The sequence below is a fragment of the Deinococcus pimensis DSM 21231 genome, from assembly GCF_000519345.1.
Lineage (GTDB): Bacteria > Deinococcota > Deinococci > Deinococcales > Deinococcaceae > Deinococcus_A > Deinococcus_A pimensis.
In genome coordinates, this window is record NZ_KI912675.1 from 60267 (window position 1) to 85999 (window position 25733).

The 25733-nt window shown below is 68.5% G+C and carries 24 protein-coding genes; 21 read left to right on the forward strand and 3 right to left on the reverse strand.

What is annotated here, in order from left to right:
- The first annotated feature begins 218 nt into the window (after positions 1–218).
- The 19 genes from DEIPI_RS34235 to DEIPI_RS0124105 all read left to right on the forward strand — a co-directional run bounded on the left by DEIPI_RS34235 (position 219) and on the right by DEIPI_RS0124105 (position 21956).
- The gene (locus DEIPI_RS34235; RefSeq protein WP_045235094.1) at positions 219–1445 is read left to right on the forward strand and encodes an ABC transporter substrate-binding protein; all 1227 of its coding nucleotides are present in this window, start codon (positions 219–221) and stop codon (positions 1443–1445) included.
- Positions 1446–1505: 60 nt separating this feature from the next.
- Positions 1506–2468 (forward strand): carbohydrate ABC transporter permease, encoded by a 963-nt coding sequence (locus DEIPI_RS34240; protein WP_045235095.1) that lies wholly within the window; start codon positions 1506–1508, stop codon positions 2466–2468.
- A gap of 2 nt (positions 2469–2470) precedes the next feature.
- The gene (locus DEIPI_RS0124025; protein WP_027483456.1) at positions 2471–3316 is read left to right on the forward strand and encodes a carbohydrate ABC transporter permease; all 846 of its coding nucleotides are present in this window, start codon (positions 2471–2473) and stop codon (positions 3314–3316) included.
- Positions 3317–3318: 2 nt separating this feature from the next.
- Positions 3319–4239 carry a glycoside hydrolase family 43 protein gene (locus DEIPI_RS34245; RefSeq protein ID WP_052351979.1) on the forward strand — a complete coding sequence of 307 codons (921 nt, stop codon included), beginning with the start codon at positions 3319–3321 and terminating at the stop codon, positions 4237–4239.
- Between the two features lie 143 nt (positions 4240–4382).
- A complete protein-coding gene (locus tag DEIPI_RS36100; protein WP_052351980.1) occupies positions 4383–6710 on the forward strand; it encodes a glycoside hydrolase family 30 protein in 2328 nt (775 codons plus the stop codon).
- Positions 6711–6798: 88 nt separating this feature from the next.
- Positions 6799–7959, forward strand: a complete 1161-nt coding sequence (locus tag DEIPI_RS0124040) for a glycoside hydrolase family 99-like domain-containing protein (RefSeq protein ID WP_027483457.1) — start codon at positions 6799–6801, stop codon at positions 7957–7959.
- Complete coding sequence (locus DEIPI_RS0124045) at positions 7956–9440, forward strand: L-fucose/L-arabinose isomerase family protein (RefSeq protein WP_045235096.1); 1485 nt, start codon at positions 7956–7958, stop codon at positions 9438–9440. Before DEIPI_RS0124040 ends, DEIPI_RS0124045 begins: the two co-directional genes overlap by 4 nt.
- Before the next feature lie 46 nt (positions 9441–9486).
- Positions 9487–11469: an ADP-ribosylglycohydrolase family protein gene (locus tag DEIPI_RS36105; protein ID WP_052351981.1), complete on the forward strand. Its 1983-nt coding sequence runs from the start codon at positions 9487–9489 to the stop codon at positions 11467–11469.
- Between the two features lie 83 nt (positions 11470–11552).
- A complete protein-coding gene (locus DEIPI_RS0124055) occupies positions 11553–13844 on the forward strand; it encodes a family 78 glycoside hydrolase catalytic domain (RefSeq protein WP_027483459.1) in 2292 nt (763 codons plus the stop codon).
- Positions 13841–14866 carry a GHMP family kinase ATP-binding protein gene (locus tag DEIPI_RS36110; protein ID WP_157463956.1) on the forward strand — a complete coding sequence of 342 codons (1026 nt, stop codon included), beginning with the start codon at positions 13841–13843 and terminating at the stop codon, positions 14864–14866. The genes DEIPI_RS0124055 and DEIPI_RS36110 overlap by 4 nt, the downstream gene beginning before the upstream one ends.
- On the forward strand, positions 14863–15375 hold the full coding sequence (locus DEIPI_RS0124065) for a hypothetical protein (RefSeq protein WP_157463958.1): 513 nt from the start codon (positions 14863–14865) through the stop codon (positions 15373–15375). The genes DEIPI_RS36110 and DEIPI_RS0124065 overlap by 4 nt, the downstream gene beginning before the upstream one ends.
- The gene (locus DEIPI_RS0124070; protein WP_027483461.1) at positions 15368–15568 is read left to right on the forward strand and encodes a hypothetical protein; all 201 of its coding nucleotides are present in this window, start codon (positions 15368–15370) and stop codon (positions 15566–15568) included. Before DEIPI_RS0124065 ends, DEIPI_RS0124070 begins: the two co-directional genes overlap by 8 nt.
- Positions 15568–16737, forward strand: coding sequence for an ROK family transcriptional regulator (locus DEIPI_RS34265; protein WP_045235154.1), 1170 nt, complete (start codon positions 15568–15570; stop codon positions 16735–16737). Before DEIPI_RS0124070 ends, DEIPI_RS34265 begins: the two co-directional genes overlap by 1 nt.
- Positions 16738–16779: 42 nt before the next feature.
- A complete protein-coding gene (locus tag DEIPI_RS34270) occupies positions 16780–18456 on the forward strand; it encodes an alpha-amylase family glycosyl hydrolase (protein WP_045235097.1) in 1677 nt (558 codons plus the stop codon).
- A gap of 103 nt (positions 18457–18559) precedes the next feature.
- The gene (locus DEIPI_RS34275) at positions 18560–19492 is read left to right on the forward strand and encodes an AraC family transcriptional regulator (RefSeq protein WP_052351983.1); all 933 of its coding nucleotides are present in this window, start codon (positions 18560–18562) and stop codon (positions 19490–19492) included.
- Positions 19493–19977: 485 nt separating this feature from the next.
- Positions 19978–20772, forward strand: coding sequence for a hypothetical protein (locus tag DEIPI_RS0124090; RefSeq protein ID WP_027483462.1), 795 nt, complete (start codon positions 19978–19980; stop codon positions 20770–20772).
- Positions 20773–20782: 10 nt separating this feature from the next.
- Complete coding sequence (locus DEIPI_RS34280; protein WP_045235098.1) at positions 20783–21094, forward strand: hypothetical protein; 312 nt, start codon at positions 20783–20785, stop codon at positions 21092–21094.
- A gap of 73 nt (positions 21095–21167) precedes the next feature.
- Complete coding sequence (locus tag DEIPI_RS34285) at positions 21168–21425, forward strand: hypothetical protein (RefSeq protein ID WP_245588638.1); 258 nt, start codon at positions 21168–21170, stop codon at positions 21423–21425.
- Between the two features lie 156 nt (positions 21426–21581).
- Entirely contained in the window at positions 21582–21956 is a 375-nt protein-coding gene (locus tag DEIPI_RS0124105; protein WP_157463960.1) for a hypothetical protein, read from the forward strand.
- Between the two features lie 134 nt (positions 21957–22090).
- On the opposite strand, the gene DEIPI_RS0124110 is transcribed toward DEIPI_RS0124105, so the two are convergent.
- The 3 genes from DEIPI_RS0124110 to DEIPI_RS0124120 all read right to left on the reverse strand — a co-directional run bounded on the left by DEIPI_RS0124110 (position 22091) and on the right by DEIPI_RS0124120 (position 23238).
- Complete coding sequence (locus DEIPI_RS0124110) at positions 22091–22402, reverse strand: hypothetical protein (RefSeq protein ID WP_157463962.1); 312 nt, start codon at positions 22400–22402, stop codon at positions 22091–22093.
- An 85-nt stretch (positions 22403–22487) separates the two neighbouring features.
- Entirely contained in the window at positions 22488–22844 is a 357-nt protein-coding gene (locus DEIPI_RS0124115) for a hypothetical protein (protein ID WP_027483466.1), read from the reverse strand.
- A 7-nt stretch (positions 22845–22851) separates the two neighbouring features.
- Positions 22852–23238: a hypothetical protein gene (locus tag DEIPI_RS0124120; protein ID WP_027483467.1), complete on the reverse strand. Its 387-nt coding sequence runs from the start codon at positions 23236–23238 to the stop codon at positions 22852–22854.
- A gap of 697 nt (positions 23239–23935) precedes the next feature.
- Between DEIPI_RS0124120 and DEIPI_RS0124125 the strand changes: the two genes are divergently transcribed.
- Both DEIPI_RS0124125 and DEIPI_RS38345 read left to right on the forward strand, forming a co-directional pair.
- Positions 23936–24871, forward strand: coding sequence for an alpha/beta fold hydrolase (locus tag DEIPI_RS0124125; RefSeq protein ID WP_027483468.1), 936 nt, complete (start codon positions 23936–23938; stop codon positions 24869–24871).
- Positions 24872–24967: 96 nt separating this feature from the next.
- Positions 24968–25414: a hypothetical protein gene (locus DEIPI_RS38345; protein ID WP_157463964.1), complete on the forward strand. Its 447-nt coding sequence runs from the start codon at positions 24968–24970 to the stop codon at positions 25412–25414.
- Positions 25415–25733: the final 319 nt, after the last annotated feature.

Consider the following 25733-nt stretch of genomic DNA (forward strand, 5'->3'; position numbering starts at 1 on the left):
GAAGGCGACGCGCCCTGCCGCGTCACCCAGGAGTCGAGCCCCACGTCCTCACGCCCTTGACGTCCCCGCGGCCAACAGGCCACCATGGAGGTTCCCTGGCAAGTCGACACTCCAGACCCCGACGTCCGCGACCTCCGACACGATGGAGACGTCACCGATCAACCCCGCGGGATCCCACGACCTGCACGGATCTTCGCGAGCGACCCCCAGGAGCTCCCATGAAACTGCCCTCGACCACCGCACTGACCGCCGTCCTCGTCCTCCTCGGCACCGCCAGCGCGCAGACGACCCTTACGCAGTGGTACCACGAGTACGGCGAGACCGGCACCAAGGAAGCCATCCAGCGGTACGCCCGCGACTACGAAAAGACTACCCCCAACGTCAAGCTCGACGTCACCATGGTCACCGGGGACATCTTCCAGAAGCTCAACCCCGCGCTGCTCGCCGGCACCGCACCTGACGTCTTCGAAACCAACGCGCAGTACATCTACCAACAAGCCAAGGCCGGCCAACTCGCGCCGCTCGACGACATCGTCAGCGCCGCCGTCCGCCGGGACTTCAACGCGGACCTGCTCAAGGCGTACACCTACAACGGCAAGCTCTACGCCATCCCCACCCTCATCGACCCGATGCTGCTCTTCTACCGCAAGAGCGCCCTGAGCAAGGCCGGCCTGAAGACCCCGCAGACCTTCGACGACCTCGTCAACGTCGTCGACAAGCTCAACACGCCCACCACGAAGGGCCTCTTCCTCGGCAACGACGGAGGCGCCGGACACGCGGTGTTCACCATGACGTACTCCTCGGGGAACAAGCTGATCAACGGCACGACGGTCGCGACGAACACTGCGACGCAGGCCCGCGCGCTCGACGCGTTCCGCAAGCTCGCCCGCTCCAAGGGCCTCCTCGTGGGTGCTCCGACCGACTGGTGGGACCCCTCGGCGATCAGCCAGAACCTCGCCGCCATCCAGTACAGCGGCCTGTGGGCCCTTCCGGGCATGCAGCAGGCCGCCGGCAACGACATCGGTGCGATGCCCTGGCCGAAGTACGGCGCGAACGGTCGTCCCTTCGTCGCCCTGGGCGGCTGGGCGGTCGCCGTGAACGCCAAGAGCAAGAACGTCGCCGCCGCCAAGGCGCTCGTCAAGTCGCAGTGGATCGACAACGCCGCCCTCCAGGAGGACTGGAACACCGCGTACGGCTTCCACATCCCCGCCCGTAACTCCGTCGCCGCCGCGTCCGAGAAGCTCAAGACCGGCACCGCCGCGGACGTCGTGCGGCTCGCCAGCACCTACGGCCGCAGCCTCTACCCCGGCCTGTGGAGCGGCGACGTGGAGCTCGCGTTGCGTGACGGCGTGACCCGCATCATGCGCACCGACGCATCCGCCGTGGACCTGCTGCGCGCCAGCACCCAGAACGCGCAGACGGCCCTCAACCGCCTCGTGAAGTAACCCGCCCGCGCCCACGGCCCTCGCCGTGGGCACGTTCACCTCGCCGCAGGGAGCTGAGCCTTGAGCACCGACCGAACCCTCCGACCGCCCGCCCAGCGTCCGCGCGTGAACCGCCGATCACGGCAGTGGGAATCCACCCTCGCCTTCTGGGTCTTCGTCGGCCCCCTCCTCCTGGGACTGCTGGCCTTCACGGTCCTGCCGCTCGTGTGGAGCTTCCTGATCAGCCTCAGCGACGCCCGCGTGAGCCTCAACGTCGGCAAGTGGGTCGGTATCGAGAACTACGTGTCGCTCTTCAACGACCGCGGCTTCCTCGACAGCCTGCGTACCATCGGACTGTTCACGCTGTGCATCGTGCCCCTCACCTTCGCGTGTGGGCTCACGCTCGCGCTGCTCGTCGACGCCAGCAAGCGCGGCAAGGCCTTCTTCCGCAGCGTCTTCTTCCTCCCCACCGCCGTGTCGTACGTCGTCGCGAGCCTCGTGTGGCGCATGGGCCTGTTCAACGGCCTGTACTTCGGTCTCGCCAACCGCCTGCTCGTCGCGCTCGGCCTGGACCCGATCCAGTGGACCTTCGACTCACCGTGGGTGTGGGTCGTGATCGTCACGGTGCGGCTGTGGCTGCAACTCGGATTCACGATGCTGCTGTTCATCGCGGGGCTCAACGAGATCCCCCGCACGCTGTACGAGGCAGCGCGCATCGACGGCGCGGAGGGCGGCTGGTCCACGTTCCGCTTCATCACCTTCCCGCTGCTGCGCAACACCAGCGTCTTCGTGCTGTTCACCAGCGTCGTCGGCGCGGTCCAGGCCTTCGACGAGTTCTACAACATCCTCGGCAGCGGCGCGGGCGGCAGCAGCACCGCCGGCGTGCTCGGCGCGCGACCACCCATGTGGTACCTGTACGAAGCGGCGTTCGGCAGCCAGGACTACGGCCGCGCCGCCGCCGGGTCGTTCATCCTCGCCGCGCTGATCCTGCTCTTCACGCTCCTCCAAGCCCGCGTGTTCGGTCTGGGACGGGAAACGGACTGACCATGACCGTCACCTCGCGTCCTCCCTTCCGCGTCCGCGACGTCCTACGCACGTTCGCGCTGCTGCTCCTCGCGGCGCTGTTCCTCCTGCCTTTCCTGCTCGTCCTCCGCAACGCCTTCGCCACGGACGCGCAGATCACCGCCCCGCAGACGCTGGTGTTCCCCTTCCCGCCGCACGTAGAGAACATCCCTGACCTGCTGAGCAACGACCGCGTGAACATCCTCACCGGTCTGCGCAACTCCACGGTCATCGCGGTGCTCCAGACGTTCTTCACGATCCTGTTCTCCAGCATGGCCGGGTACGGCCTCGCCCGCGTCCCGTTCCGCGGCCGCGACGTCGTCTTCGCAGTCATCATCGCAACGATGATGATTCCTGGCGCGGCGCTGTTCGTACCGCAGTACGTCCTCGTCGCGAAGCTCGGCTGGGTCAACACCCTCCAGGGAATCGTCGTTCCCGGTCTGTTCAGCGCGTTCAACTGCTTCATGTTCCGGCAGTTCTACCTCGACTTCCCCAAGGAGCTCGAGGAGGCCGGCCGCGTCGACGGTCTCAGCTGGCTCGGCATCTTCCGCTTCCTCGCCCTGCCGAACTCCCGCGGGATCATCACCGCGCTGGGCCTCCTGACCTTCATCGGTTCGTGGAACGCGTTCCTGTGGCCCCTGGTGATCGGTCAGGACGCGAGCCTGTGGACCGTTCAGGTCGGGATCAGCACGCTGCTCACCGCGCAGACCGTCAAGCTCAGCCAGCTGTTCCTCGCGTCGCTCTTCGCGATCCTGCCGCTCGTCGTCATCTTCCTCGTCGGACAGCGCTGGATCGCCGAGGGCGTCAAGATGAGTGGATCGAAGGGCTGACCGTGACGCATGACGCCACCCTCTTCCCGCATGCCGCCCGCGCGACCGGTAACCCCGTCCTGCCCGGCTGGCACGCCGACCCTGAACTGCACCACTTCGACGGGCGGTACTACCTGTACCCCACGCGCAGCCTCTCCTTCGACGATCAGAAGGGCTTCGACGCCTGGTCCTCCGAGGACCTCACGCACTGGCGCCCCGAGGGCTGCATCCTCGACCTCGGCGACGTCGCGTGGAGCACCAACCGTGCCGCGTGGGCGCCGTCCGTCACGCACCGGGACGGGCGGTACTACCTGTACTTCAGCGCCGGGGACGGCGCCGGCATCGGCGTCGCGGTCGCCGACCACCCGGCCGGTCCGTTCCGGGACGTGCTGAGCCGTCCCCTCGTGGCGGACTGGCCGTTCGGCGCGCAACCTATCGACGCGAACGTCTTCCAGGACGACGACGGCCAGGCGATCCTGTACTTCGGCGGGCACAACCGCTGCGCCGCCGTGAAGCTCGGCACGGACCTCGTCAGCCTCGACGGTCCGTACGTCGACGTCACCCCCGACGGGTACACCGAGGGGCCGTTCATGTTCAAGCGGCGCGGCACGTACTACTTCCTGTGGTCCGAGGGCGTGTGGATGGACGACACCTACGCCGTCGCGTACGCCCGCGCCCGCCACCCGTTCGGCCCGTTCCACCGAGAGGGCCGCATCCTCACCAGCGATCCCGCCGTCGGAACCGGCGCCGGTCACAACTCGGTCCTGCGGCTGCCCGGCACGGACGCGTACGTCATCGCGTACCACCGTCGTCCCGTCACCGAGACGCACCACGACCACCGGGTCGTCTGCATCGACGAGCTCACCTTCGACGCTGACGGCCGCATCCTCCCCGTCCAGCAGACCTTCGAGGGCGTCCCACCGCACCGTCCCCCACGACCCTGACGGCCTGAACGTCCCCCCGAACCGACTTTCGAGGCGCACCACGCGTGCTCGCCGGCTCGACACACCCCATGGAGGGGAGCCCTGGAAGCCACGTCGCGTTCGCGTTTTGCCTGCACGACCTTGAGCACTTCCCCGAGGTACCCATGACTTCAACGCGCAAGACCCGCAGCAACGCCCAGCTCCTCCTGCTCGTCCTCGCCACCGGCTGCGCCGGCCAGACCCCCGCGCCCACGATCGGATCCACGCCCGCGTCGGGCCCGGTGCAGGCGCTCGCCAACGAAGCCGTGAGCGTCACCATGACCTCAGCCGACCGGTCGAAGCTGCTCTCCGGACAGACCGGCGCGACGTTCGGGACGGGCTCTGGAACCGCGGATGTCACCATCAACGTCGACGAGAACACCAGCTACCAGACCATCCAGGGCTTCGGCGCCTCCTTCAACGGCGCCACCGTCTACAACGTCCAGCAACGGATGAACGCCACGCAACGCCAAGCGTGGATCGACGCGTTCTTCAGCAGCAGCGGTCTCGGACTCAACATCCTCCGCCAGCCCGTCGGCGGCTCCGATCTCGACGCGAACGGGCAGCCCGGCACGTACGACGACAACGGCGGCACCGCCGACCCGAACCTCACCAACTTCAGCATCGCCTGGGACGTGAACAACGGCGTCATCAGCTTGATCAAGCAGGCGCAAACGGCCAACAGCAACGTCAAGATCCTCGGGTCCGTCTGGAAGATCCCGGCCTGGATGAAGCAGTCGAGCGGCGGGTACAACAACGCCTCCGTGCTCAGCTCCACCTACTACGGCACCTTCGCGAACTACCTCGCCAAGTGGGTCGCCGCGTACGCCGCGCAGGGCGTCACCAACATCTGGGCGGTCAACTCCGTGAACGAGCCGCTCGGCTCGTACGCGAACTTCGGGAACAACCAGACCGGCCCCATCGAACGCGACCTCGTCAAGGGTTACGTCGGACCGACGTTCGCCAACAGCAGCAACACCGCCGTCAAGAACACCAAGATCTTCGTGTACGACCACAACTGGGACGCGCCCGACTACCCCCGCACCATCTTGCAGGACGCCACGGCGAACTCGTACACGTCAGGCGTCTCCTGGCACTTCTACGCCGGTTCACCCGACGTGATGACGCAGCTCCACAACGACTACCCGTCGAAGCAGATGATCTACTCCGAGGACTCCAGCCCGCGGGACAACACCACCGCGAGCGACTACATCTGGCGTGAGAAGAGCCACGTACCGATCCGCGCGCTGCGCAACTGGGCGGAGACCTACATCAAGTGGACCGCGGCGCTCGACGAAAACTACGGCCCCAGCCAGTGTGGAAGTTGCGGCGCCCTGTCGTACGTGAACTCGACCACCGGCAACGTCACGTACGCCGTCGAGTACTACATGCTCGGCCAGTTCAGCAAGTTCGTGAAGCCAGGCGCGAAACGCGTCGCCTCCACCGACACCAACCCGGAGAGCACCTCCTACAACAGCCTCACGAGCTACAGCGTCGACAACGTCGCGTTCAAGAACCCTGACGGCTCCAAGGTGCTCGTCGTCAGCAACACCAACACCACCAGCAAGAGCGTCAAGGTCACGTGGGGCACGCAGAACTTCACGTACACCCTCCCGGCGCAGACCATGGCGACCTTCACCTGGAGCGGCACGCAGACGGGCGGCAGCGGTCCGCAGCTCGTCGACAACACCTCCGCGGCCGTGACGTACTCGGGCACGTGGAACTCCTCCACGGGGCTCGCGACGAGCACCTGGACGAACGGCACGTCCAGCTACAGCAACGCCAGCGGCGCGTACGCGCAGTACACCTGCTCGTCATGCACCGAGATCATGTGGCAGGCCACCAAGAGCAACGACTCGGGCATCGCGAACGTGTACGTCGACGGCACCCTCGTCGGCACCCTCGACATGTACGCCGGCAGCCGGGAAGCCAGCCGCGTGCGCTTCAGCACCGGCCTCCTCTCGAGCGGCTCGCACACCCTCAAGGTCGAGGTGAGCGGCAGCAAGAACGCCAGCTCCGCCAACAACTGGCTCGAAGTCGACGCCTTCCAGTACGCCAGCGGCGGCACCTACGTCGACAACACCTCCACGGCCGTGACGTACTCGGGCACGTGGAACTCCTCCACGGGGCTCGCGACGAGCACCTGGGCGAACGGCACGTCCAGCTACAGCAACGCCAGCGGCGCGTACGCGCAGTACACCTGCTCGTCATGCACCGAGATCCTCTGGGACGCGACGCGAAGCAACGACTCGGGCATCGCGAACGTGTACGTCGACGGCACCCTCGTCGGCACCGTCGACATGTACGCCTCAGCCCGACAGGGAACGCGCGGCCGCTTCGGCACGGGACTGCTGAGCAGCGGCTCGCACACCCTCAAGGTCCAGGTGAGCGGCAGCAAGAACGCCAGCTCCGCCAACAACTGGCTCGAAGTCGACGCCTTCCACGCCTACTGAACGACTCCGGGAACGCCCAGGGACGAGGCCCTCCTGAGGCGTTCCCCCTACCACACGCCCGACCGACACCACCCCAGCAGAGGACGTCATGACCGACAAGACCACCACGCCCGAAGTGCTCGTGTACTACTTCCCGCAGTACCACCGCGACGCCCGCAACGACGAGTGGCTCACCCCGGGTTGGACCGAGTGGGAGCTCGTCCGCACCGCGAAACCCCGCTTCGACGGTCACCGACAGCCGATCGTCCCCACCTGGGGCGAGTTCGACGAGGCCGACCCGGCCTGGGCCGCCCGTGAGATCGACCTCGCCGCCGACCACGGCGTCACGGCGTTCCTGTACGACTGGTACTGGTACGACGGTGCGCCCTTCCTACACGACGGCCTCGAACGCGGATTCCTCGGCGCGCCGAACCACGAGCGCCTCAAGTTCGCGTTGATGTGGGCCAACCACGACTGGCTCGAACTGTTCCCGTCGCCGCTCCCTTCGGAGCGCAAGACGCTCGCGAGCGGACGGGTGCCCGCCGACGACTTCGAACGCCTCACGGACTACGTCGCGGAGCACTACTTCACCCGGGGCAACTACTACGCGCCGGAAGGCGCCGCGTACTTCAGCATCTTCGATCTGCGTAACTTCATCTTCGGCGTCGGCGGTCTCGACGAGGCGGCCGCGGCGCTCGCGTCGTTCCGGGAGAAGGCACGCCGCGCGGGATTCATCGGGCTGCACGTCAATACCCACGCTCAGGACGTCGACCGCGCCGTCGAAGCGCTCGGTCTCCCGAGCGCCGCACCGCTCGTCGAGGCGCTCGGGCTCTCCAGCGTCACGGCGTACCACTGGGTGCACCACGTCGACCTCGAAGGGACCGACGCGTTGACCCGACCGTACCAGGACGCAGCCCGCGCGAACTACGCCGCGTGGGAACGTTACCCTCAGACGCTCGGCCTGCCGTACCACCCGAACGTCTCGATGGGCTGGGACGTGTCTCCCCGCACCCATCCGGACCTCCCCTACGAAGTCATCGGCTACCCCTGGAACCAGGTGCTGGCCGACAACACCCCGGAGGCGTTCAAGGACGCGTTGACGCGCGCTCGCGACTACGCCGCTCGTAACCCGGCGGGGCACCACGTCGTGACGGTGAACTCGTGGAACGAGTGGACCGAGGGCAGCTACCTCCTGCCGGACACCGTCCACGGCCTCGCGTACCTTGAGGCGATCGCCGAGGTCTTCAAGAGGGAGGTGACCCTCTCGTGACCTCCGACGCGACGACGTCCCTTCAACCCGTTCAGCTCGCGTCGCGCTCGGAGCGGCCGCAGCCCGCCCGAGTGGGGGTGTTCGGCATCGGTCTCGGAACGTACTGGCCGCAGTTCCCCGGCCTCAAGGACCGCCTCGAAGGCTACCAGCGGCACGTCGAGCAGCAACTCGAGACCTTCGGCGCGCACGTCGAGCGCGCCGGACTCGTCGACGACGCAGGCGCCGCGCAACGCGCCGCGGACCAGCTCGCCCGCGCCGACCTCGACCTGCTCGTCATCTACGTCGGCACGTACGCCACCAGCAGCACCGTCCTCCCGATCGCGCAGCGTGTCGGCAAGCCCGTGCTGGTGCTCAACCTCCAGCCGGCCCGCGCGCTCGACTATGAGACCGTCGACACCGCCGAGTGGCTCGCGAACTGCTGCGCCTGCTGCGTGCCCGAGCTCAGCAACGCCTTCGCCCGCTCAAGAATCGACTTCAACGTCGTCAGCGGCATGCTCTACGACGACACGCGCGCCTGGGGCGCCATCGAGGACTGGATCCGCGCCGCGAGCGTCAAGCGCGCCCTCGCGCGCGCCCGCTTCGGGTTCCTCGGGCACACCTACCCGGGCATGCTCGACATGTACACGGACCCCACCATGGTCAGCGCGCAGACCGGCGCGCACGTCGAGATCCTCGAGATGGACGACCTCCAGGCCCGCGTGAACGACGTCACGCCCGGAGAGGTGGAGGACAAGCTCCGCGAGATCCACGACTGGTTCGACGTCGCCGAACCCGGACGCGACAAGATCAGCATGGAAGTCACACCCGAAGCGCTCGAGTGGAGCGCCCGCGTCGCCTGCGGTCTCGACCGCCTCACCCGCGACTTTGACCTTCAGGGCCTCACGTACTACTACCGTGGCCTGAACGGCAACGACTTCGAACGGCTCTGGTCGGGTCTGATCGTCGGCAACAGCCTCCTCACCGCCCGCGGCATCCCCGCGAGCGGCGAGGGGGACCTCAAGACCAACCTCGCGATGTTCATCCTCGACCGGCTCGGCGCGGGCGGCTCCTACACCGAGTTCTACGCGATGGACTTCGACGAGGACTTCGTGCTGATGGGTCACGACGGCCCAGGCCACGTCGCCATCAGCGACCGCAAGCCCGTCCTTCGCGGTCTGGGCGTGTACCACGGGAAGCGCGGCGCGGGGATCAGCGTGGAGTTCCAGGTGCGGCACGGCCCCGTCACCATCCTTGGGCTGACGCAGACGGCGGACGGGAAGCTCAAGCTGCTCGCCGCGGAAGGCCGTAGCATCCCGGGGCCGACCTTGCGGATCGGGAACACCAACAGCCGCCTCAAGTTTGACCTGGACCCCGCGGCGTTCATGGACAAGTGGTGCGAGGAAGGCCCCACCCATCACGTCGCGCTCGGCGTCGGGCACCAGGCGGGGCGGCTGCGCAAGGTCGCGCGGCTCCTCGGCCTCGACCTCGTCGAAGTCCGCTGATCCCGACCGACTGCCGCCCCTCTGAATCGCTCGCGAGGACCGCCATATGCTTCGAACTCACCCATACATCCTCACCCTCGACCTTTCCTCAGCGGCCCTCCGGGACCGCGTGCTCGGCTGCTGGGCTGGGAAGAACGTCGGCGGCACCCTCGGCGCGCCCCTCGAGGAAGGCTGGGGGAAGGCCGAGCCCTTCGACGTCTGGTGGTACCCCAGACTCCAGGAGGGCGGGATCCCCAACGACGACCTCGAGATGCAGCTCGTATGGCTCAAGGCGCTCGAGGAGGTCGGTCCGCAGGTGACGAGCGCGGACCTCGTGCAGTACTGGCTCGACCACATCCGTTACGGCCCGGACGAGTACGGCCTCGCGAGGACCAACTGGCAGATGGGGCTGCTGCCGCCCGTCGCGGGCGCGTACAACAACTGGTTCCGTGACTGCATGGGCGCCCCGATCCGCTCGGAGCTCTGGGCGTGCGTCACGCCCGGCCATCCGCGGCTCGCGGCGCGGTATGCGTTCGAGGATGCCATTCAGGACCACGGCGGCGGCGAGGGCCTGTACGGCGAGCTCTTCAACGCCGCGCTGCAATCGGCGGCGTTCGTCGTGCACGACCGTGACCGCCTGCTTGACCTCGCGCTCACCTATGTTCCCGGGGACTGCGGCGTCGCTCGAGCCGTCAGGGCCGCCCGGGACGCACACGCGTGCGGCCTCACATGGCTCGAGGCGCGCGAGCGGGTGCTGGAGGTGACGCCGCACCACGTGTCGCAGTTCGCGCCGATCAACTTGGGCTTCCAGACGATCGGCTGGCTGTACGGCGAGGACTTCGGCGACGCGCTGTGCAAGACGGTGAACTGCGGGTACGACACGGACTGCTCCGGCGCGACGCTCGGCGCGATCCTCGGGCTCCTCGAAGGCAAGAGCGGCCTGCCCGAGCGGTGGCTCGAACCGCTCGGCGAGCGCATCGCCCTGAGCGACGCCACAGGCGGCCTCACCTACGGGTACGACGGCCCGCACCCCCTGCCCCGCACGCTGGGGGAACTCACCACCCGCGTGATCGAGCAGGCGCGCCGCGTCCTCGCGTACCACGGGCTCCTTGAAGCGGACGGCACCGTAAGGGTGGACGAGTCGGCCCTCGAGGCGGACGCGGACACGCGCGCGCTCTGGACGCGGAACTTCATGCGCGTCGACCACAGGATCGGCGGCGTGCACGTCGCCGTGGACTATCACGACACACCCGCCATCACGCCCGGCGTGCCGAAGCGCCTGACGGCGACGCTGCGCAACACCCGCGCGGAGACGCTCACAGTTGACGTGGACGTGCTCGCGCCCGCAGGCTGGACGGTCACGCCCGCGGTGCAGCGCCTGCACCTCCCGTCGCGCGTGGAGACGTCCGTGGAGCTGAACGTCCTCGCGCCCCACGCGTCGGTCGTCGAGAACGCCAACCGATTGCTGCTTGACGTCCGCGTGCAGGGCCGACCCGCGCAGCCGGTCATCCCGGTCGTGCTCGTCGGTGGGCGCCGCTACGTCGTCAGCAGCGACCACGAAACGCTTCCCGGAATGCCACTCGACACGCCGCTCGCCCCGGAGGCACCGACCGGCGACGCGTTGCGGCCCGAGGGCCGACCCGGAACGTGGCGGGACGCGACCTCACCTGACAACACCCTGCCTGTCCCGGCCGCCTTCACGGGGGCAACGTACGTCAGGGCGTTCCTGTGGAGCGACCTGGACCGCGAGGTGTGGTTGGGCGTCCCGTCCACGTGTCCGGCTCGGGTGTGGGTCAACGGCGACGTCGTCGCGAGCGCCGACCGGTCGCGTCCTGTCCGCCCGAACTACTGGGGCTATCCCGAGGACGCGTACGGCAACGCCCGTCTGCACGAAGGCTGGAACGAGGTGCTCGTCAAGCTCGTTCGCGCCGAGGAGGACGCCCCGTGTGAAGCGCACCTGATCCTCACCGACGGCGGGGACTGGGCGTACGGGCACAACGTGCCGCTCGACGTACTCCGCACGCGCGTTCCCTGGGAGGTACAGGCGTGACGCTCGACACCACCCCGGCTCTTACCGCCACGACGCAGGCGCGATGGGTACACGGCGACGTCCCGCCGGACACCCATGTCGCGATGCGTGGTACCTTCGACCTTCCCGAGGCGGGACGCGTGACCTTCCGGCTGCTCGGCGCGTCCTGGTACGTCGCGTGGCTCGACGGGACGTTCGTGGGGGAGGGTCCCGCGCGCTTCCCGGCGGCGCTGGCCGAAGTCGAAGAGGTGCTCGTCGACCTCACGGCCGGACGTCACGTGCTGGCCGTACAGGTACACCACGCGGGCGTCGCGACGACCGTCATGCCGGACCTGCCGCCGTTCCTGAACGCCGCCGTGCGGGTGGACGACCAGGAGGTGGAGGTGACGTGGCGCGCCCGCATCCTGCGTGGGTACCGGCCGGGCGTGCGGCGCGTGAACCCCGAGCTGGGGTGGATCGAATGGTGCGACACCCGCCTCGACCCGGACGGCTGGCGTGACCCTGCTTTCGACGACGGACGTTGGAGCCGCACGGTCCCGGCACCTGCGGCCGTGATTGGGACGGCGCCGCTCAGCATCGGGCGGGTACGGCACGAGACGCACGTCCTCACGGCCCTCGCGGGCGGGTCGTTCACGGAGGAGTTCGGGTACGACCGTGACGACCCGCCAGTGGCGTTCCTGCTACGGGACCTGGCGGCCCGTGGCGGCGTGAACGGCTCGTGGCGACGGTACGACCTGGGCCGCGTCCGCCTCGGGCGGCCGTCGTTCACGCTGGACGTACCCGAGGGGACGGTCGTGCAGTTCGGGTATGCAGAGCGGCTCAACGGTGGCCGTGTGGCGCCGTTCATCCCGCAGTCGCTCGGTCCGTCGTGCCACCTGGACCACTACGTCGCCCGCGGCGGCGTCCAGACCTTCGAGCCGCTCACTCCGCGTGGGCTGCGCTTCCTGGAGGTGCACGTGCTCGCGCCGCGCAGCGCGGCCCGTTTCGTTCGTGACGTGTTCGTGGAGCGCACCTACCACGGCGCGCCCGAAGGGACCTTCACGAGCAGTGACGCGCGGCTCGACCGCGTCTGGCAGGTCGGGGTGGACACACACCGCGCGTGCTGCGAGGACGCCCTGACCGACTGCCCGTCACGCGAACGAGGGCAGTGGGTGGGGGACGCCGCCGGCACCGGCCTCGAGGTAGCCGCCGTGACCTACTCGGACCTGCGCCTGGTCCGCCGCAACCTCGTGCACGCCGCCGTGTGCGCCCGCGAGGACGGTCTCGTCGCCGGCCTCACGCCCGGCATGACCGGGTACCTCCCGACGTACGCGGCGCAGTGGACGGCGGCGTGCCTGCGTTACGCCCTGCTCGCCGACGACCAGGACTTCCTGGTGGAGTTGTGGGACGCGGCGCGCCGCAACGCCGCGGCGTTCGAGCCGCACGTCACACCCGAGGGGCTGCTCGACGGACTGGGCTGGGCGTTCATCGACTGGGGTTTCGACCGCGGAGCGGATCCGGTCAACCTCCCGCTGTCACTGCATTACCTTGAGATGCTGCGTGGTCTCACCGTCTGGGCCGCCAAGCTCGGGTACGCGGACGACGCCGCGGCGTACGCGGTGCGCGCCCTTCAGCTTGAAGCGGGCGTCCGGCCAGCCCTGCGGCTCGACTCGCGCGTGGACGTGCCGCGGCGGTACCACGCGGTCGCGCTGGCGCTGAGGCTCGGATTGTACGACGCGGACGCGGAGCAGGCGGCGCGCGCCGTACAGGTGGTGAAGGCCCAGTGGTGCGCGAGCTTCCCGTACGACCCGCTCGCGCCGCGTCACCGGACGGCCGTGCTGCCCGACGAGCACCACCGTGCCCGCCCGCCGACGGACGTCTGCGTCGTCACTCCGTACTTCGCGCACTTCGCGTTCCCGGCGCTGATCGAGCGGGGTGAACTAGACTTCGTCCTCGAACAGGTCAGGACCGCGTGGGGCTGGGCGCTCGACCAGGGGCTCACCACGTGGCCTGAAGCCTTCGACACCCGCTGGAGTCACTGCCACCAGTGGTCTGCGGCGCCGACGTGGCTGCTCTCCCGGTACCTGCTGGGCCTCCTTCCACGTCCCGACGCGACGGCGTGGCACTTCGACCTCGTCGCCCGCCCCGGAGACCTCTCGTACGCCGCGGGACGCGTTCCGCTGCCTGGCGGGCACGGCGTCGACGTCCGCTGGGACCGCGCGGGCCAAGTGGTCACCTACCGGCTGTCGAGCTCCACCGAGGTACACGTCCGAACACCCGAAGGGCACGAACACACCCTCACACCGAACTGCGCTTCGGTCCTTGCAGTCGCTCCCGCGCGGACGCACGCGGCTCATTCACGGAGCGAAACCGAGGCGCGGTCCAACCCCGAGGGCGGGGGGTGGAAGGCGCCGTGACCACCTCTGCCTCCCTCGACGCGGCTTTCAAGCAGTCCGCGTCCGCTACCGCGTCGGGATTCGTGACGCTGCTGGGCGAGCACGCGGAAGACCAGCAGGGCCTCACGCTCAGCGCCGTCCTGACGGAGGGCGTGCAGGTCGCGGTGGAACGTGCTCCGCGCGGCACAGGGCAGGAACGCGTCGTCCCCACCGCGGAAGGCTCCTCGCGTGGTGATCTCACGCGGGTCGTCACGGCGTGCTGTGACGCGCTGGCGGAACGGCACGTGCGCGTCCCCCCGCTGTCCACGCAGCTGCGCTCCAACCTGCCGAGGGTCGGGAACGACGTCGAGGCGACCGCAACCGCCGTGGCCACGCTGCGGGCGCTCCGCGACCTCCTCGTCCTTAACGTCGACGACCACGAACTTGCTCGACTCGCGTGGAAGGCCGTCAGGGAGGCGACCGGGACCACCGTCGGACTCGCCTCGGCGTTCACGGCGAGTCTCGGAGCGCCGGGAACGCTCGTGCGCCTGGACGTCCGCTCGCTCGACGCGCGGCGCCTGGCGCTGCCGGACGGGGCGGAGCTGCTCGTCGTGCTGGGCGCGCAGGCGTGGCCGTCCCACGAGGCGTACCTCGCGCGGCGGCAGGAGTGCCTCGCCGCCGCGGACGCCCTCGGCGTGAACAGCCTCCGCGACGTCGTGGACGCGTACGACCTGACCGAACTTCCCGAGCTGCTCCACCGACGCGCGCACCACGTCGTGACGGAGGTGGAGCGGGCGCGGGAGGCGGAGCGGGCGGACGCGCGTGAACTCGGTGCCTTGCTGAACGCGTCGCACGCCAGCGTCCGCGACGACTACCAAGCCTGCGCGCCCGACGCGGATCGACGTGTCCGTACGCTGCGGACCCTTCCGGGCGTGCTCGGCGCGAAGTTCACCGCGCCGCACGTCGTGGCCCTCGCGCGTTCGGACGCGCTCCGCTCGTTCGGACGTTCGGCGAACAGGACCTCGCCTGAGGCGCGCACGACGACCGCGTGGAGACGAGCGTGAGCCGTCGTGCGCGATGGGCAGCGGCCAGGGTGGTGGCCGACTTCCGCCGTCGGGTGGCGGGGCACGCCGAGGTCCACGACGTGGCCGGGACGGACGTCGGCACGCTGCTCGTCGAGTTGAGCGAGGAGCGCCGCTGGCGGTGGGTGGTCACACCCTACACCGCTGCGACGCCCTCCCTCGTCAAGCGCGGCGTGTTCTGCCTCAGCGACGCCACGTCCCTGACCGCCGGGCAGCTGAGCCGCGTGGACTGCGCCGTACTCAGCGCGGCGGTCGCGGTGGCGTCCAGCGGACACGTCATGCCGGGCGGGACGGTCCGTCCAGCCACGCTGGCGGCTGCCCGTGACGTGGTCTGGCTGGTCCCGACGGCACGGATCGTCACGGACCCCGACCTCGCACCGGCGGGACCGGACGCTCCGCATGACACGCCGAACACCTCGAGAACGACCCGACCGATCGTCATCCTCGTCCACCCCGAACCGGGACGACCTCAACGGAGCACGAATGACTGACCTCCACGACGTCCTGAGCCGCATGTTGCGCGAGCGGTACGCCGTCACGCCGTCCACCGGCCCCACCCTGCGCGTAGCTCACCTGACCGTCACCACGCTCGACTCACCCGAATCGACCGGACGACCGGCGCTCGGACGGCTGCGCGACCTGCTGCTGCCTCACGTCCCTGACGCCCCTCGGAGGTCCTCGTGATGCCGCTCGTCAAGGCCGACGCGAGCACCGTCCGGCACGTCAACCGTCACGTCCTGCTCAACCTGCTGCGCCGCGAACGGACCTTGTCCCGCGCGCAGCTCCGCGAGCTCAGCGGTCTGAGCAGCGCCGCCGTCACCGGCGTCGTCGCGGAGCTCATCGAGTCCGGGTTGGTCGTGGAGACGTCCATCGGCCCCTCGAGCGGCGGGCGTCCCCCGGTGATCCTCGAGGTGAACTACAAGGGGCGCGCCGCGATCGGCCTCAAGCTCACCGAGGACCACGTGGGCGCCGTCCTCACGGATGCGGGCGCCAACATCGAGCACGCCCTCCGCTTTCCCCTCTCGGACCACGCGCCGCACAGCGTGGTCGACGTCGTCGAACGTGCCGTGCAGGCCCTGCTGGACGCGACGCACCGTCCCGCAGGTCAGCTGATCGGCGTCGGCGTCGGTCTGCCCGGCGTGATCGACTCGGACCGCGGGGTGTGCGTCCACTCGCCGTTCATGCGTTGGAACGACGTGCCGCTCGTCGGGCTGCTCGAAGCGCGGCTCGGCATGCCCGTCGTGATCGACAACGACGTCAACGCCCTCGCCGCGGCCGAGCGGTTGTTCGGCGAACGTCAGGACGCCGGCCACATCTTCCTCGCGACCGTGGGGCGCGGCATCGGCGCGGGCCTCGTCCTCGGAGGGCGCCCGTACCGCGGCGCGACCGGCGGCGCCGGCGAGTTCGGTCACACGCTCAGCGAACACGACGGCCGCGCGTGCGAGTGCGGACGGCGCGGCTGCCTTGAAGCGTACGCCAGCGAGACGGCCCTGCTCGCCCGCTACCGGGAGATCAAGCCCGGGGCCCGGACCGTCGAGGGCTTCATTCAAGCGTGCGACGCCCAGGAACCTGTCGCGCTGGCCCTACTCGACGACGCCGGGCGACGCCTCGGCATGGCCCTCGCGAACGCCGTGAACCTCCTCAACCCGCAGCTCGTCGTGATCAGCGGCGAAGGGACCCGCCTCCCAGGGCGGTACTTTGACGGCATGCGCAGCGCTCTCGCCGACCACACGTTCGCCGGGCTGCGAGGCTCGTTCGACGTGCGCGTCGAGGCCTGGTCGGAAGACGCGTGGGCGCGCGGCGCTGCCAGCCTCGTGCTGCGCCGCACCTTCGACCCTCCGCCCGTCCCCTGAGCGTCTCGGCCGCGTGCCTCGTCGCCTCCCAAGAAAGGATTCATGACCCACCTTCACGTGCCGCCCACCCCAGCCGACGCCTTACCCACGACCCAAGCCTGGTGGCAGACGGGCGTGGTGTACCAGGTGTACCCGCGCAGCTTCCAGGACAGTGACGGCGACGGCGTCGGCGACTTGCGCGGCGTCACGGCCCGACTCGACTACCTCGCGTCCCTCGGGATCGACGCGGTGTGGCTCAGCCCGGTGTTCACCTCGCCGATGCTGGACTTCGGGTACGACGTCAGCGACTACTGCGACGTCGATCCCCTCTTCGGCGACCTCGACGACCTCGACGAGCTCATCCGCGAGGCGCACGCCAGGAACCTGCGGGTCCTGCTGGACCTCGTTCCGAACCACACCAGCGACCAGCACGCCTGGTTCGTCGAGGCTCGCGCGAGTCGCGGTAGCCCCAAGCGCGACTGGTACGTGTGGCGTGACCCGTCGCCGGACGGTGGCCCGCCCAACAACTGGTTGTCCTTCTTCGGTGGGCGGGCGTGGACCCTCGACGAGACGACCGGCCAGTACTACCTGCACCAGTTCCTGCCCGAGCAGCCCGAGCTGAACTGGGCGAACCCTGAGGTGCGCGGCGCGATGCTGGACGTGATGCGCTTCTGGCTCGACCGTGGCGTGGACGGCTTCCGGGTGGACGTGCTGTGGTTGCTGGCGAAAGACGCCGAGCTCCGGGACGAACCGCCCAACCCGACGTACCGTCCGGAGCAGTTCGAGTTCTACACCCTCGAGCACTGCTACACGCAGGACCTTCCCGAAGTGCACGCTCACGTCCGGGAGATGCGCGCGGTCCTCGACGAGTACAGCACTCCGGGACGTGAACGCGTCCTCGTCGGCGAGGTGAACCTCCCACCCGACCGGCTCGTGACGTACTACGGCGACGGAGACGAGGCGCATCTCCCGTTCAACTTCGAACTGCTGTACCTGCCGTGGACCGCTCGAGCCGTGCGTGAGGCGGTGCGGCGCTACGACGCCTTGTGCCGCGCGCACGACGGGTGGCCGACGTGGGTGCTGTCCAACCACGACAACGCCCGCGTCCGCACCCGTGTGGGCGACGCGCAGTACCGCGTGGCGCAGACGCTGCTGCTCACCCTCCGGGGGACGCCCACCGTGTACTACGGCGACGAGCTGGGGCTCGCGGACGTACACGTGCCCCGCGAACGACAGCGCGACCCGCAGGGCTTGCGGCAGCCGGACGCGCCCGGCGCGTCACGCGATCCCGCGCGGACGCCGATGCCGTGGGACGAGTCGCCCTTCGCGGGGTTCAGCACGGTCGAGCCCTGGCTGCCGCTCGGGGACTCCAAGGCGCGGCACGTCTCCGCGCAGATGCACGACGCACGATCGGACCTGAACTACTTCCGCTCGCTCACACGCCTCCGCCGCGACCGACGCTCCCTCCACGCGGGCGACCTCGAGGTGGTCGATGCTGGGCACGACGACGTCCTCGCGTTCCTCCGCAGGAGCGGCGACGACTGCGTGCTGGTCTTGTTGAACTTCACGGGTGAAACGCGGCCCGTGCGCCTTCCGGACGTCAGCGCCTGCGGACGGATCCTGCTGTCGAGCGACGGCGGCCGGGAAGGTGGAACCTTTCCCCTTGACGCCTTGGTCCTCGGTCCACACGAGGCGGCGCTCGTCGACCTCGACGTCACGCAGAGCGGACGGGGTCGATGAACCTGGCGACTCCAGCCGAGTGCCTGCCGCGTGGATCACGCGGAAGACACCGAAGGGGAACCCGGCCGTTCTTGACCTTCCCCCGCTTGGCTACACTGGGCCTGTGCTAGGACCACACTTCAACCGGTACAACCGGAGCGTCCTGTTCGAGGGCCGACCGCTCTCGCTGTTCATCGAGAACGCCCTGCACGACCCCGTGGAGCCCGCACACGACCACGACTTCATGGAGGTCGTCCTCGTCCTCGAGGGCAGCGCCGAGCACCACTCCGCGCAAGGCGTCCAGACCCTCGGCCCGGGTGACGTGGTGGTCCTTCGTCCCGGCGCGTGGCACGCCTACCTGAGCTGTCAAGCGCTCAGCATCATGAACTGCTGCTTCGGGGACGACGTGTTCCAGCAGGTGCTTGACTTTGCCCTCAGGAATCCGGCGATGAACCACCTCCTCCGCGTGCACCCACTGTCCGCGGAACGTCATGGGCTCGTCCTCGGACGGATCCCCCTCGAAATGCTGAACCGCTGCGCCGATCAACTGCGAACCCTCGAGGCCCAACTCAAGGAACGCTCGGAAGCGCGCCCCTCCCGGCTCGTCCTGCACCTGCTTCTGATCCTGGAGGAGGTGGCGGCCCACATCACCACCTCGTCACCCCAGGAGCTTCCGCTGCCGCGGCGCACGTCCGCCGCGATCGCTCGCGCCGTGCACCTGCTCGAGGAGGACCTCACGTACGACTGGTCGCTCGCGGAGCTCGCCGAACGGCTCAACCTCGCGCCTGCGTACTTCGTGCGGGTGTTCAAACCTGCGACCGGGCTCTCGCCGATGGCGTACCTTGCCCGGCTGCGCGCCGAACGCGCCGCCGAGCTGTTGATCCGTACGGACCTGCCGGTCGCGGACATCGCCGCGCGGGTCGGGTGGCCCAGTCCGGATCATTTCGCCCGGCGGTTCAGACAGCACTTTAACGTGTCCGCGTCACAGTACCGCGCCCGGTTTACGCGCACGGTCAACGAACCCAGTGGGGTGGACGTGCCCACCAGCACCCTCTGACCTTCATTTCTCAACGAGGCATCGGCGCTCGTCGGCACTCATGGCACGAAGACGGGGATTCACGGCTCAGTTCCCACTTCCGACGGCCAGGCGAGCGACGCCCTGACCACGCTGACCATCACAGGAGGGTGAAAGCGTGGACGGCCCCACCCGGGGCCGTCCGCTTCGACGTTTCACTCACGGAACGGAGCTGCGGGAACCCTTTCGGGCGCGATGAGTTGGACGCGGAGGGGCGTGACCTGCGGACCTTCACGTACCAACCGGGGAAGTGAGGGGACTACCGCCGCCGCTCGCGCCAGCACGGGCCACTTCGGTCAAACGGCACCCCAGCACATCCGAACATGAGCGGAAACTAACGTCCGCGCAGAAAAACAAATGCTTCTGCCATTTAAATAGAAACCACGCGAATTACTCTCACGGAATAAGATTCATAAAAGACAACCGCGTGCCTGATTACATGGAAGCAACCCGGAAGGGCCAACACCATGACCAGCCTCAACACCAACTTCCACGTTATCGCCCGCGAGCTCCGGCGCAAGGGCCGCACCTACGCACCGCCCCTCGGACGGCCCATCGCAGGCCCCAAGTGGGAACACCACTGCGACCCCGCGCACACCCTGACGCGCGAACTGCGCGACCGCACCGAACAGCTGTGCCTCCGCTGCGGCCACCACACCGTCCACCTCCTCGACGGCGAACTCATCTCACGAGGCGGCGGGCACGGCCTGCTCATCCTCCGCAGACGAGGCGTCAAGAAGGACATCGTCCTGCACGACTTCCCGGACTACGAGACGTACGGCGACGTGCAGGGACGGCTCGGCACGGGCGGCTTCGAGACCGTCATCCGCATCGAGCCTCACTACAACACGGACCGCCTCCTGATCGTCCGTAACCGCGGCCGCGTCACCGACCTGACCGACGCGACGCTCGCCCCGTACCTCGCGAACTTCGCGCTGGCGTCGCTGGTGTTCTGGCAGGACTGGCGTGACCAGGCCTTCGAAGCGCAGGACCTGTCCGCACCCAGGTACATCTCGTCCTGCCTGACGCCCGACGGCCGCACACGCGTGGAGGGCGGCGCCGCGCTGAGCAGAAGCGGGCGGGGCTTGCTGCCGTACCTGTTCACCGCCGAGCAGCAGGACGACGTCAAGCACCCCCGCCTGACGCTGACCGTTCATGACCCCGAAGCCCGCCTGCCCCGTCTCCGGACGCCCGACGCAGTGAGCAACACGACGTCAGCGGCAGGCAACACCCAAGACCACGGCCTGAATGGCCGCCACTGAAAGGGAACCGATGATTGAACTCTGGACTCGAACGACGGCGTCCGTTTACCTCGCCGACGAACTGGGCGGCACCTGGACGGGAGGAGGGCAGACGATGGACCGGCGCTGCTGGGACACATGCGCCGAGTTCAAGCTTCCCGACGGCCAGGTGCTCGACGTGATGCTCTCGATGGACGACGACGTCGCGAGCGTCAGGCTGTGGGACCACCCGTCCTCAGAGGAGCCCGTCCTGTGCTTCGAAGGCGAACCCGCCGAGGTGCGGAACGCGCTCGTCGCCAAGCTCTTCGAGCTGGGGTACCGTAAGCCGGGCATGCGGGCGTAGCGGCACCCGCAGGACCTCGGGGCCCGGCGGGACCACTTCAGCGTACGCTGCCCGTATGGGGAACCTTGGGCGGGTGCTGCTGCTGTTGGGTGTGATCCTGCTCGTCGGCGCCGGCACGCTCCTCGCGAAGAGTGTCATCGACATCAACCAGCTGCACGCCGTCGCCATCACCAACCGCAGCTCGGGCTTCTTCAACCCGAGCTCACAGGTCTTGCTGACCACCGGACTGAGCCTGGCGAGCGGCATCCTGCTCGGCTTGGCGTTGAGTCTGCTGGCCCGAGCGCGACGCCCGGTGCAGTCACAGGACGCGACACCGGACCGCGACCGCTGAGACAAGCCCACCGCAAGTCCCGTTCCCGTGATTGCACGTCCTGACCAATCCGGCCACGCGACGCCGCGCAGTCTCAGGTATGACTCCCCCACCCTGCGGCACCTCCAGAACGAACCGACCATGAGGGCCTCCAGAGCTACCCTCGGCGGTCACCCCGTGAGGGGAACCTTGAGACGCACGGGCAGTTCGCTCGGTGTCCTCACCGTCGAGGTCGTCACGCACGAACAACGCGAGTTCCTCGCGGGCAGACGGCCCCTCGTGTCCCGAGGCCCCATCCGCACCGCCGAAAGGACGACGCAGGTGGAACTCGAGGTATACCGCGCCGAAACGACCGCCGGACGGGAGACACGCATCCGTCACTTCGTCCAGGGTCGCCCGACCGAACGTGTGACGACCGTTCTCAAGGCCGTCGTCACGGACGCCGTCGGTCACGCGGAGCAGCAGAAAATCCTGGCGCGCGTCCGGGCAATGTACCCGGAACTCGACAGCCAGGAAGCAGGATCACCGCGAACGACGCCCGTACGACCGTAGGGACGCTCGGACCGCTCCATCGTCCGTCAGGTCCGGGCGCGGCGCGACCGCCACCTGCGCTCCGAGCGCGCCTTTGACGCGTCGTCCTGCGCGTGATGAAGGGGCTGGCCGGAGGAGCTCCGTCGGCAGGCCCCTCAGCTTCTGAACAGGTCACCTCCCCAGAGCTGCGCGTCCTCCGACGCTTCCGCTTCATGGTTGGTGCCGCCGTCCTTGCGGACGAAACCGACGAGCACGAACCGCTCGCTCGGCATGCCACCCAAGCGGTAGCCACCGTGCCTCTGGGAGGCGTCGTGGAGCAGAACGTGCCGTCCGGCGTCGAACGTGACGGTGACGGGATCACCCGGCTGCATGCCGGAGTCTCCCGGCTGTACGACGGTCCCTTCGAAAAGTCGATCCGGCGTGAAGGGCTCGCCGGTCCAGCAACCACTCAGGATGAAGGTACTCATGTGGACCTCTTTCGTTTCTGCGCCTAGAGCGCGTCGGTCTGGGGGTGCGGGTGGTCCTTGCAGGTTGGAAGTCACCGGGGAGCGCCTACGGCAGGCTGAACTCGTACGATGCTTGCGTTTCGTCGTCGAACAGGATCACGTGCCGCGGCCGGACCGTCCCGGTGAAATCCTGACCGCACAGGGTGTCGTGCCCGTCGAACGTCTGCCCGTGCACGCGCAGCGTGACGCGTGAGGTCGCGCCGAAGTCGTGCAGGACGTATGTTCCGTCGGTGAAGGTGCCGATGATGTTGGTGCTGCGGTCGTAGTCGTAGATGTTCGTGATCGGCCCGATCCGCCCGGTGAAACGCGTCCGGTGGCCGCCCACGCTGATCAGTTCGTAGGTGGAGCCCTTCACGAGGGACGCGGCGATCAGGGCGATACCTGTGCGGGTGCTGGCGTGCACGGTCACCTCAGATCGTGAGGGCTTCGTTGACGAAACGACCGTAGTAGTGGACGCTGCTGGCGCCGGCCTGCTGGAACGCCCACCGCAGCCGCGCTTTCGTGACCGCGTCATCCCTGGGCATGTCGACGAGCACCACCAGCAGGCCCTGCTCCAGCGCCTGGCGGTACAGCGTGATCTCGCTGCGCTCGTCGGTCATGCCTTGAAGGAAGCGGTGCAGCCGCGCGAGCAGCCCTCCTCGCATGCCTATGCTGTCAAGCAGTGCGACGCCGCCGGGGCCACGCAGCACGTGCAGGTTCGTGCGGGGCGTTCCGAGCGCCTCACGCAGCACGGAGATCTGCTCGGGCCATGCGAACACGCCGTACAGTCGTGGTCGGGACGCCCAGGTGAAATGCATGGGGAGCGGGGTGGGTATTCGACGGAGGCTGTTCATGAGATAGTCCCTTCGGGTGGAGGTGAGTGGAGAACCTCCCGTGCGGGACGTGGGGTGGCAGTGCGGGGCGCCCGGATGCTCGACCGCGCGGGTGAACGCGCGGAGCGGCGGGTGCGTTGAGGGGCCGAGGCGTGACCTTCGCACCTGATGTGGTGCGAAGGTCACGTCTGACGCGCGGTCAGGAACGAGGAGGCGTCGAGACCGCCGCTCCTGGGCGCCGTCAGGGACGGCGCGTCGTTCTGAGGTCGAGTTCATTGTGCTCGTCACGGGGTGCGGCAATACCGGGTGCGCTTGCCTTGTGAAGGGACGCCTGAAAGGAGCCGCGAGGTTCTCGATACTGGTACCGCGGCGTCACGGCGCGTGCATCGGAGCCGTCCGACACGAACCGACGCCGCGCCTCGTGATCACCGAACGCATCCCGCCAGACGACGAATCGCCCGGGGATGCCCGCCACCACGCATCCCCGGTCCGCGGGATTCGACGTGAGCAAGCGGAGGGGCGTCGGGGTCCGCTGAACCTTTGTCGTGGGAACCGCTCCCTGACCTGTCGTCACCTCTGCCTTGAGGTACCTTGACGGGAACAGGCATGGGCGCCGGGCCCAGGTGGTCTCCGGGCGCCACCTGCCACGCTCTTACCACGGATCGGCCCGGAAGGTGCGGGCATGCCAAGACACGTCCGTGCTGCCCTGTCACTCGCCGCGCTCGTCCTCACGGGCGCCGCCCTCGCCCAGCCCGGCCCCGATCCCTCGAAACTCCCCCTGCCCGGCGCCGAGCGCGTCGTCGTGCGCGGGCACGGCCTGGCGTACCGCTGCCTCGGGGCGGGCACGACGACGGTGGTACTCGTCAGCGGTCAGGGCGTGCCCGCCGTGTCGTGGGTGCAGCCCGTCCCGCCGGAACTTCAGGCCGAGGTGATGCTGCGTCCACCCTTCGGAACGCGGGAGAGCGTCGCGCCCGCACTGGCTCGCGGTGTGCGGGTGTGCGTCTACGACCGGGCCGACGACCTGCCTGACGCGTCGCCGCGCCTACCGCGCGAATCTGTGGAGGACCTGCACGCGTTGCTCGCCACGCTCAGTCCGGACGCGAGGGTGGTGCTCGTCGGGCACTCCCTGGGCGGCCTCATCGCGTACGACCACGCCCGCGCCCACCCGGAGCGCGTGGCGGGACTCGTGCTGGTGGACGCGACGCATCCGGACGCGGGCAACCGTCCCGGGTGGCTGCTGCCGACGCCGTCCGCAGAGCAGTACGCGCGGGCGGTGGCGCGTCACCCGAAGCATCTCGACACGCGTGCCGACACGACGCGGGGCGCGAACGCCGTGCCCGCCGGGACGCTCGGGAACCTGCCGCTGGTGGTCCTGACCCGCACCCGGGGTCTCGAATCGGAGGACGCGCGCGCCTTCGGCGTGAACGCGGGCCCGGCGACGCTGGCACGGTGGCGGCGTGACCTGTGGACGATGGCGGCGGAGTACGCCTCGGCGTCCTCGGTTGGGCGGCTCGTCACGGCCAGCGAGAGCGGGCATTTCGTGGTGTTCGATCAGCCTGATCTGGTGGTGGCGGCCGTCCGGGAGGTGCTTGAGGCCGTCCGGTCGAGCAGGCGGTGAGCGGCGCGCGGCGACAGCTTGGTCACCGCGGAGCTCTAGCAGTACTTCGGGAAGTATGCACAGCGAGCCACAAGCGTCACATAAGCTGAGCTCAAGATGGGCAGCCTCGCCGACGAACTGAACAACATTGCCTGGGCAGAGTATAGGACCGCCTACGGTCCTGCGCACGATGTGCCCATTCAAATTCAAGCCCTCTACAGCAACGATTGCGAAGCACGCCTAGACGCCGCCCATGAGTTATGGTGCGCCCTCTGCCATCAACGAACCTACATTACAGATGCAGCGTTGCCTGCACTGCCGTTCCTTCTCGATGCCCTTGATCAGGCGCCCGACCATGTCCTCCAAATTGAGCTTCTTGAAATCCTGCTAGGATTCGCTCGATGTACGACACGGACGTACCAGTTGGACCAGCCCCTCTGGGCGCAACGGCTTCGTCAGTCACTGCTCACATACGGAGCGAAACTCAAACAACTGCGCGCGAATCCACATCCGGAAGTTTCAGACCTCGCAGATGCAACGTTCAACGCGCTCGGTCAACCTTGAATTCAGTGTTCACGGCCCCGCAGATTGCACAGAACACATCGGACACCAAGGGCAGACGGTCCTGTAGCACGATGGAAACATCAACTGACGCATCATGGGTAGTGGTACCCGCCTCTTCAAATCGTGAACAACACATCGTTCCCATTCCAAAAACATCAAGGCCATGAGGCAAAGCAACGCATGTCGGTGCAGCCCTTTCCATGACCGCCCCTCGAACTGCGACAACCCCGCTTCCTGCTTGGCGTCGCGGTGCATCAGTTCGCACGCCCAGCGTTTCTTCGTCAGCTTAACTAGCGTCTATGCAACTGAACTCATGACA

Coding starts and splice junctions, on each gene's coding strand:
- DEIPI_RS34235 (WP_045235094.1), top strand. CDS start 219: ATGAAACTGCCCTCGACCACCGCACTGACCGCCGTCCTCGTCCTCCTC.
- DEIPI_RS0124025 (WP_027483456.1), top strand. CDS start 2,471: ATGACCGTCACCTCGCGTCCTCCCTTCCGCGTCCGCGACGTCCTACGC.
- DEIPI_RS36100 (WP_052351980.1), top strand. CDS start 4,383: ATGACTTCAACGCGCAAGACCCGCAGCAACGCCCAGCTCCTCCTGCTC.
- DEIPI_RS0124040 (WP_027483457.1), top strand. CDS start 6,799: ATGACCGACAAGACCACCACGCCCGAAGTGCTCGTGTACTACTTCCCG.
- DEIPI_RS36105 (WP_052351981.1), top strand. CDS start 9,487: ATGCTTCGAACTCACCCATACATCCTCACCCTCGACCTTTCCTCAGCG.
- DEIPI_RS0124055 (WP_027483459.1), top strand. CDS start 11,553: ATGCGTGGTACCTTCGACCTTCCCGAGGCGGGACGCGTGACCTTCCGG.
- DEIPI_RS0124070 (WP_027483461.1), top strand. CDS start 15,368: ATGACTGACCTCCACGACGTCCTGAGCCGCATGTTGCGCGAGCGGTAC.
- DEIPI_RS34265 (WP_045235154.1), top strand. CDS start 15,568: ATGCCGCTCGTCAAGGCCGACGCGAGCACCGTCCGGCACGTCAACCGT.
- DEIPI_RS34270 (WP_045235097.1), top strand. CDS start 16,780: ATGACCCACCTTCACGTGCCGCCCACCCCAGCCGACGCCTTACCCACG.
- DEIPI_RS0124090 (WP_027483462.1), top strand. CDS start 19,978: ATGACCAGCCTCAACACCAACTTCCACGTTATCGCCCGCGAGCTCCGG.
- DEIPI_RS34280 (WP_045235098.1), top strand. CDS start 20,783: ATGATTGAACTCTGGACTCGAACGACGGCGTCCGTTTACCTCGCCGAC.
- DEIPI_RS0124110 (WP_157463962.1), bottom strand. CDS start 22,402: ATGAGTACCTTCATCCTGAGTGGTTGCTGGACCGGCGAGCCCTTCACG.
- DEIPI_RS0124120 (WP_027483467.1), bottom strand. CDS start 23,238: ATGCATTTCACCTGGGCGTCCCGACCACGACTGTACGGCGTGTTCGCA.
- DEIPI_RS0124125 (WP_027483468.1), top strand. CDS start 23,936: ATGCCAAGACACGTCCGTGCTGCCCTGTCACTCGCCGCGCTCGTCCTC.
- DEIPI_RS38345 (WP_157463964.1), top strand. CDS start 24,968: ATGGGCAGCCTCGCCGACGAACTGAACAACATTGCCTGGGCAGAGTAT.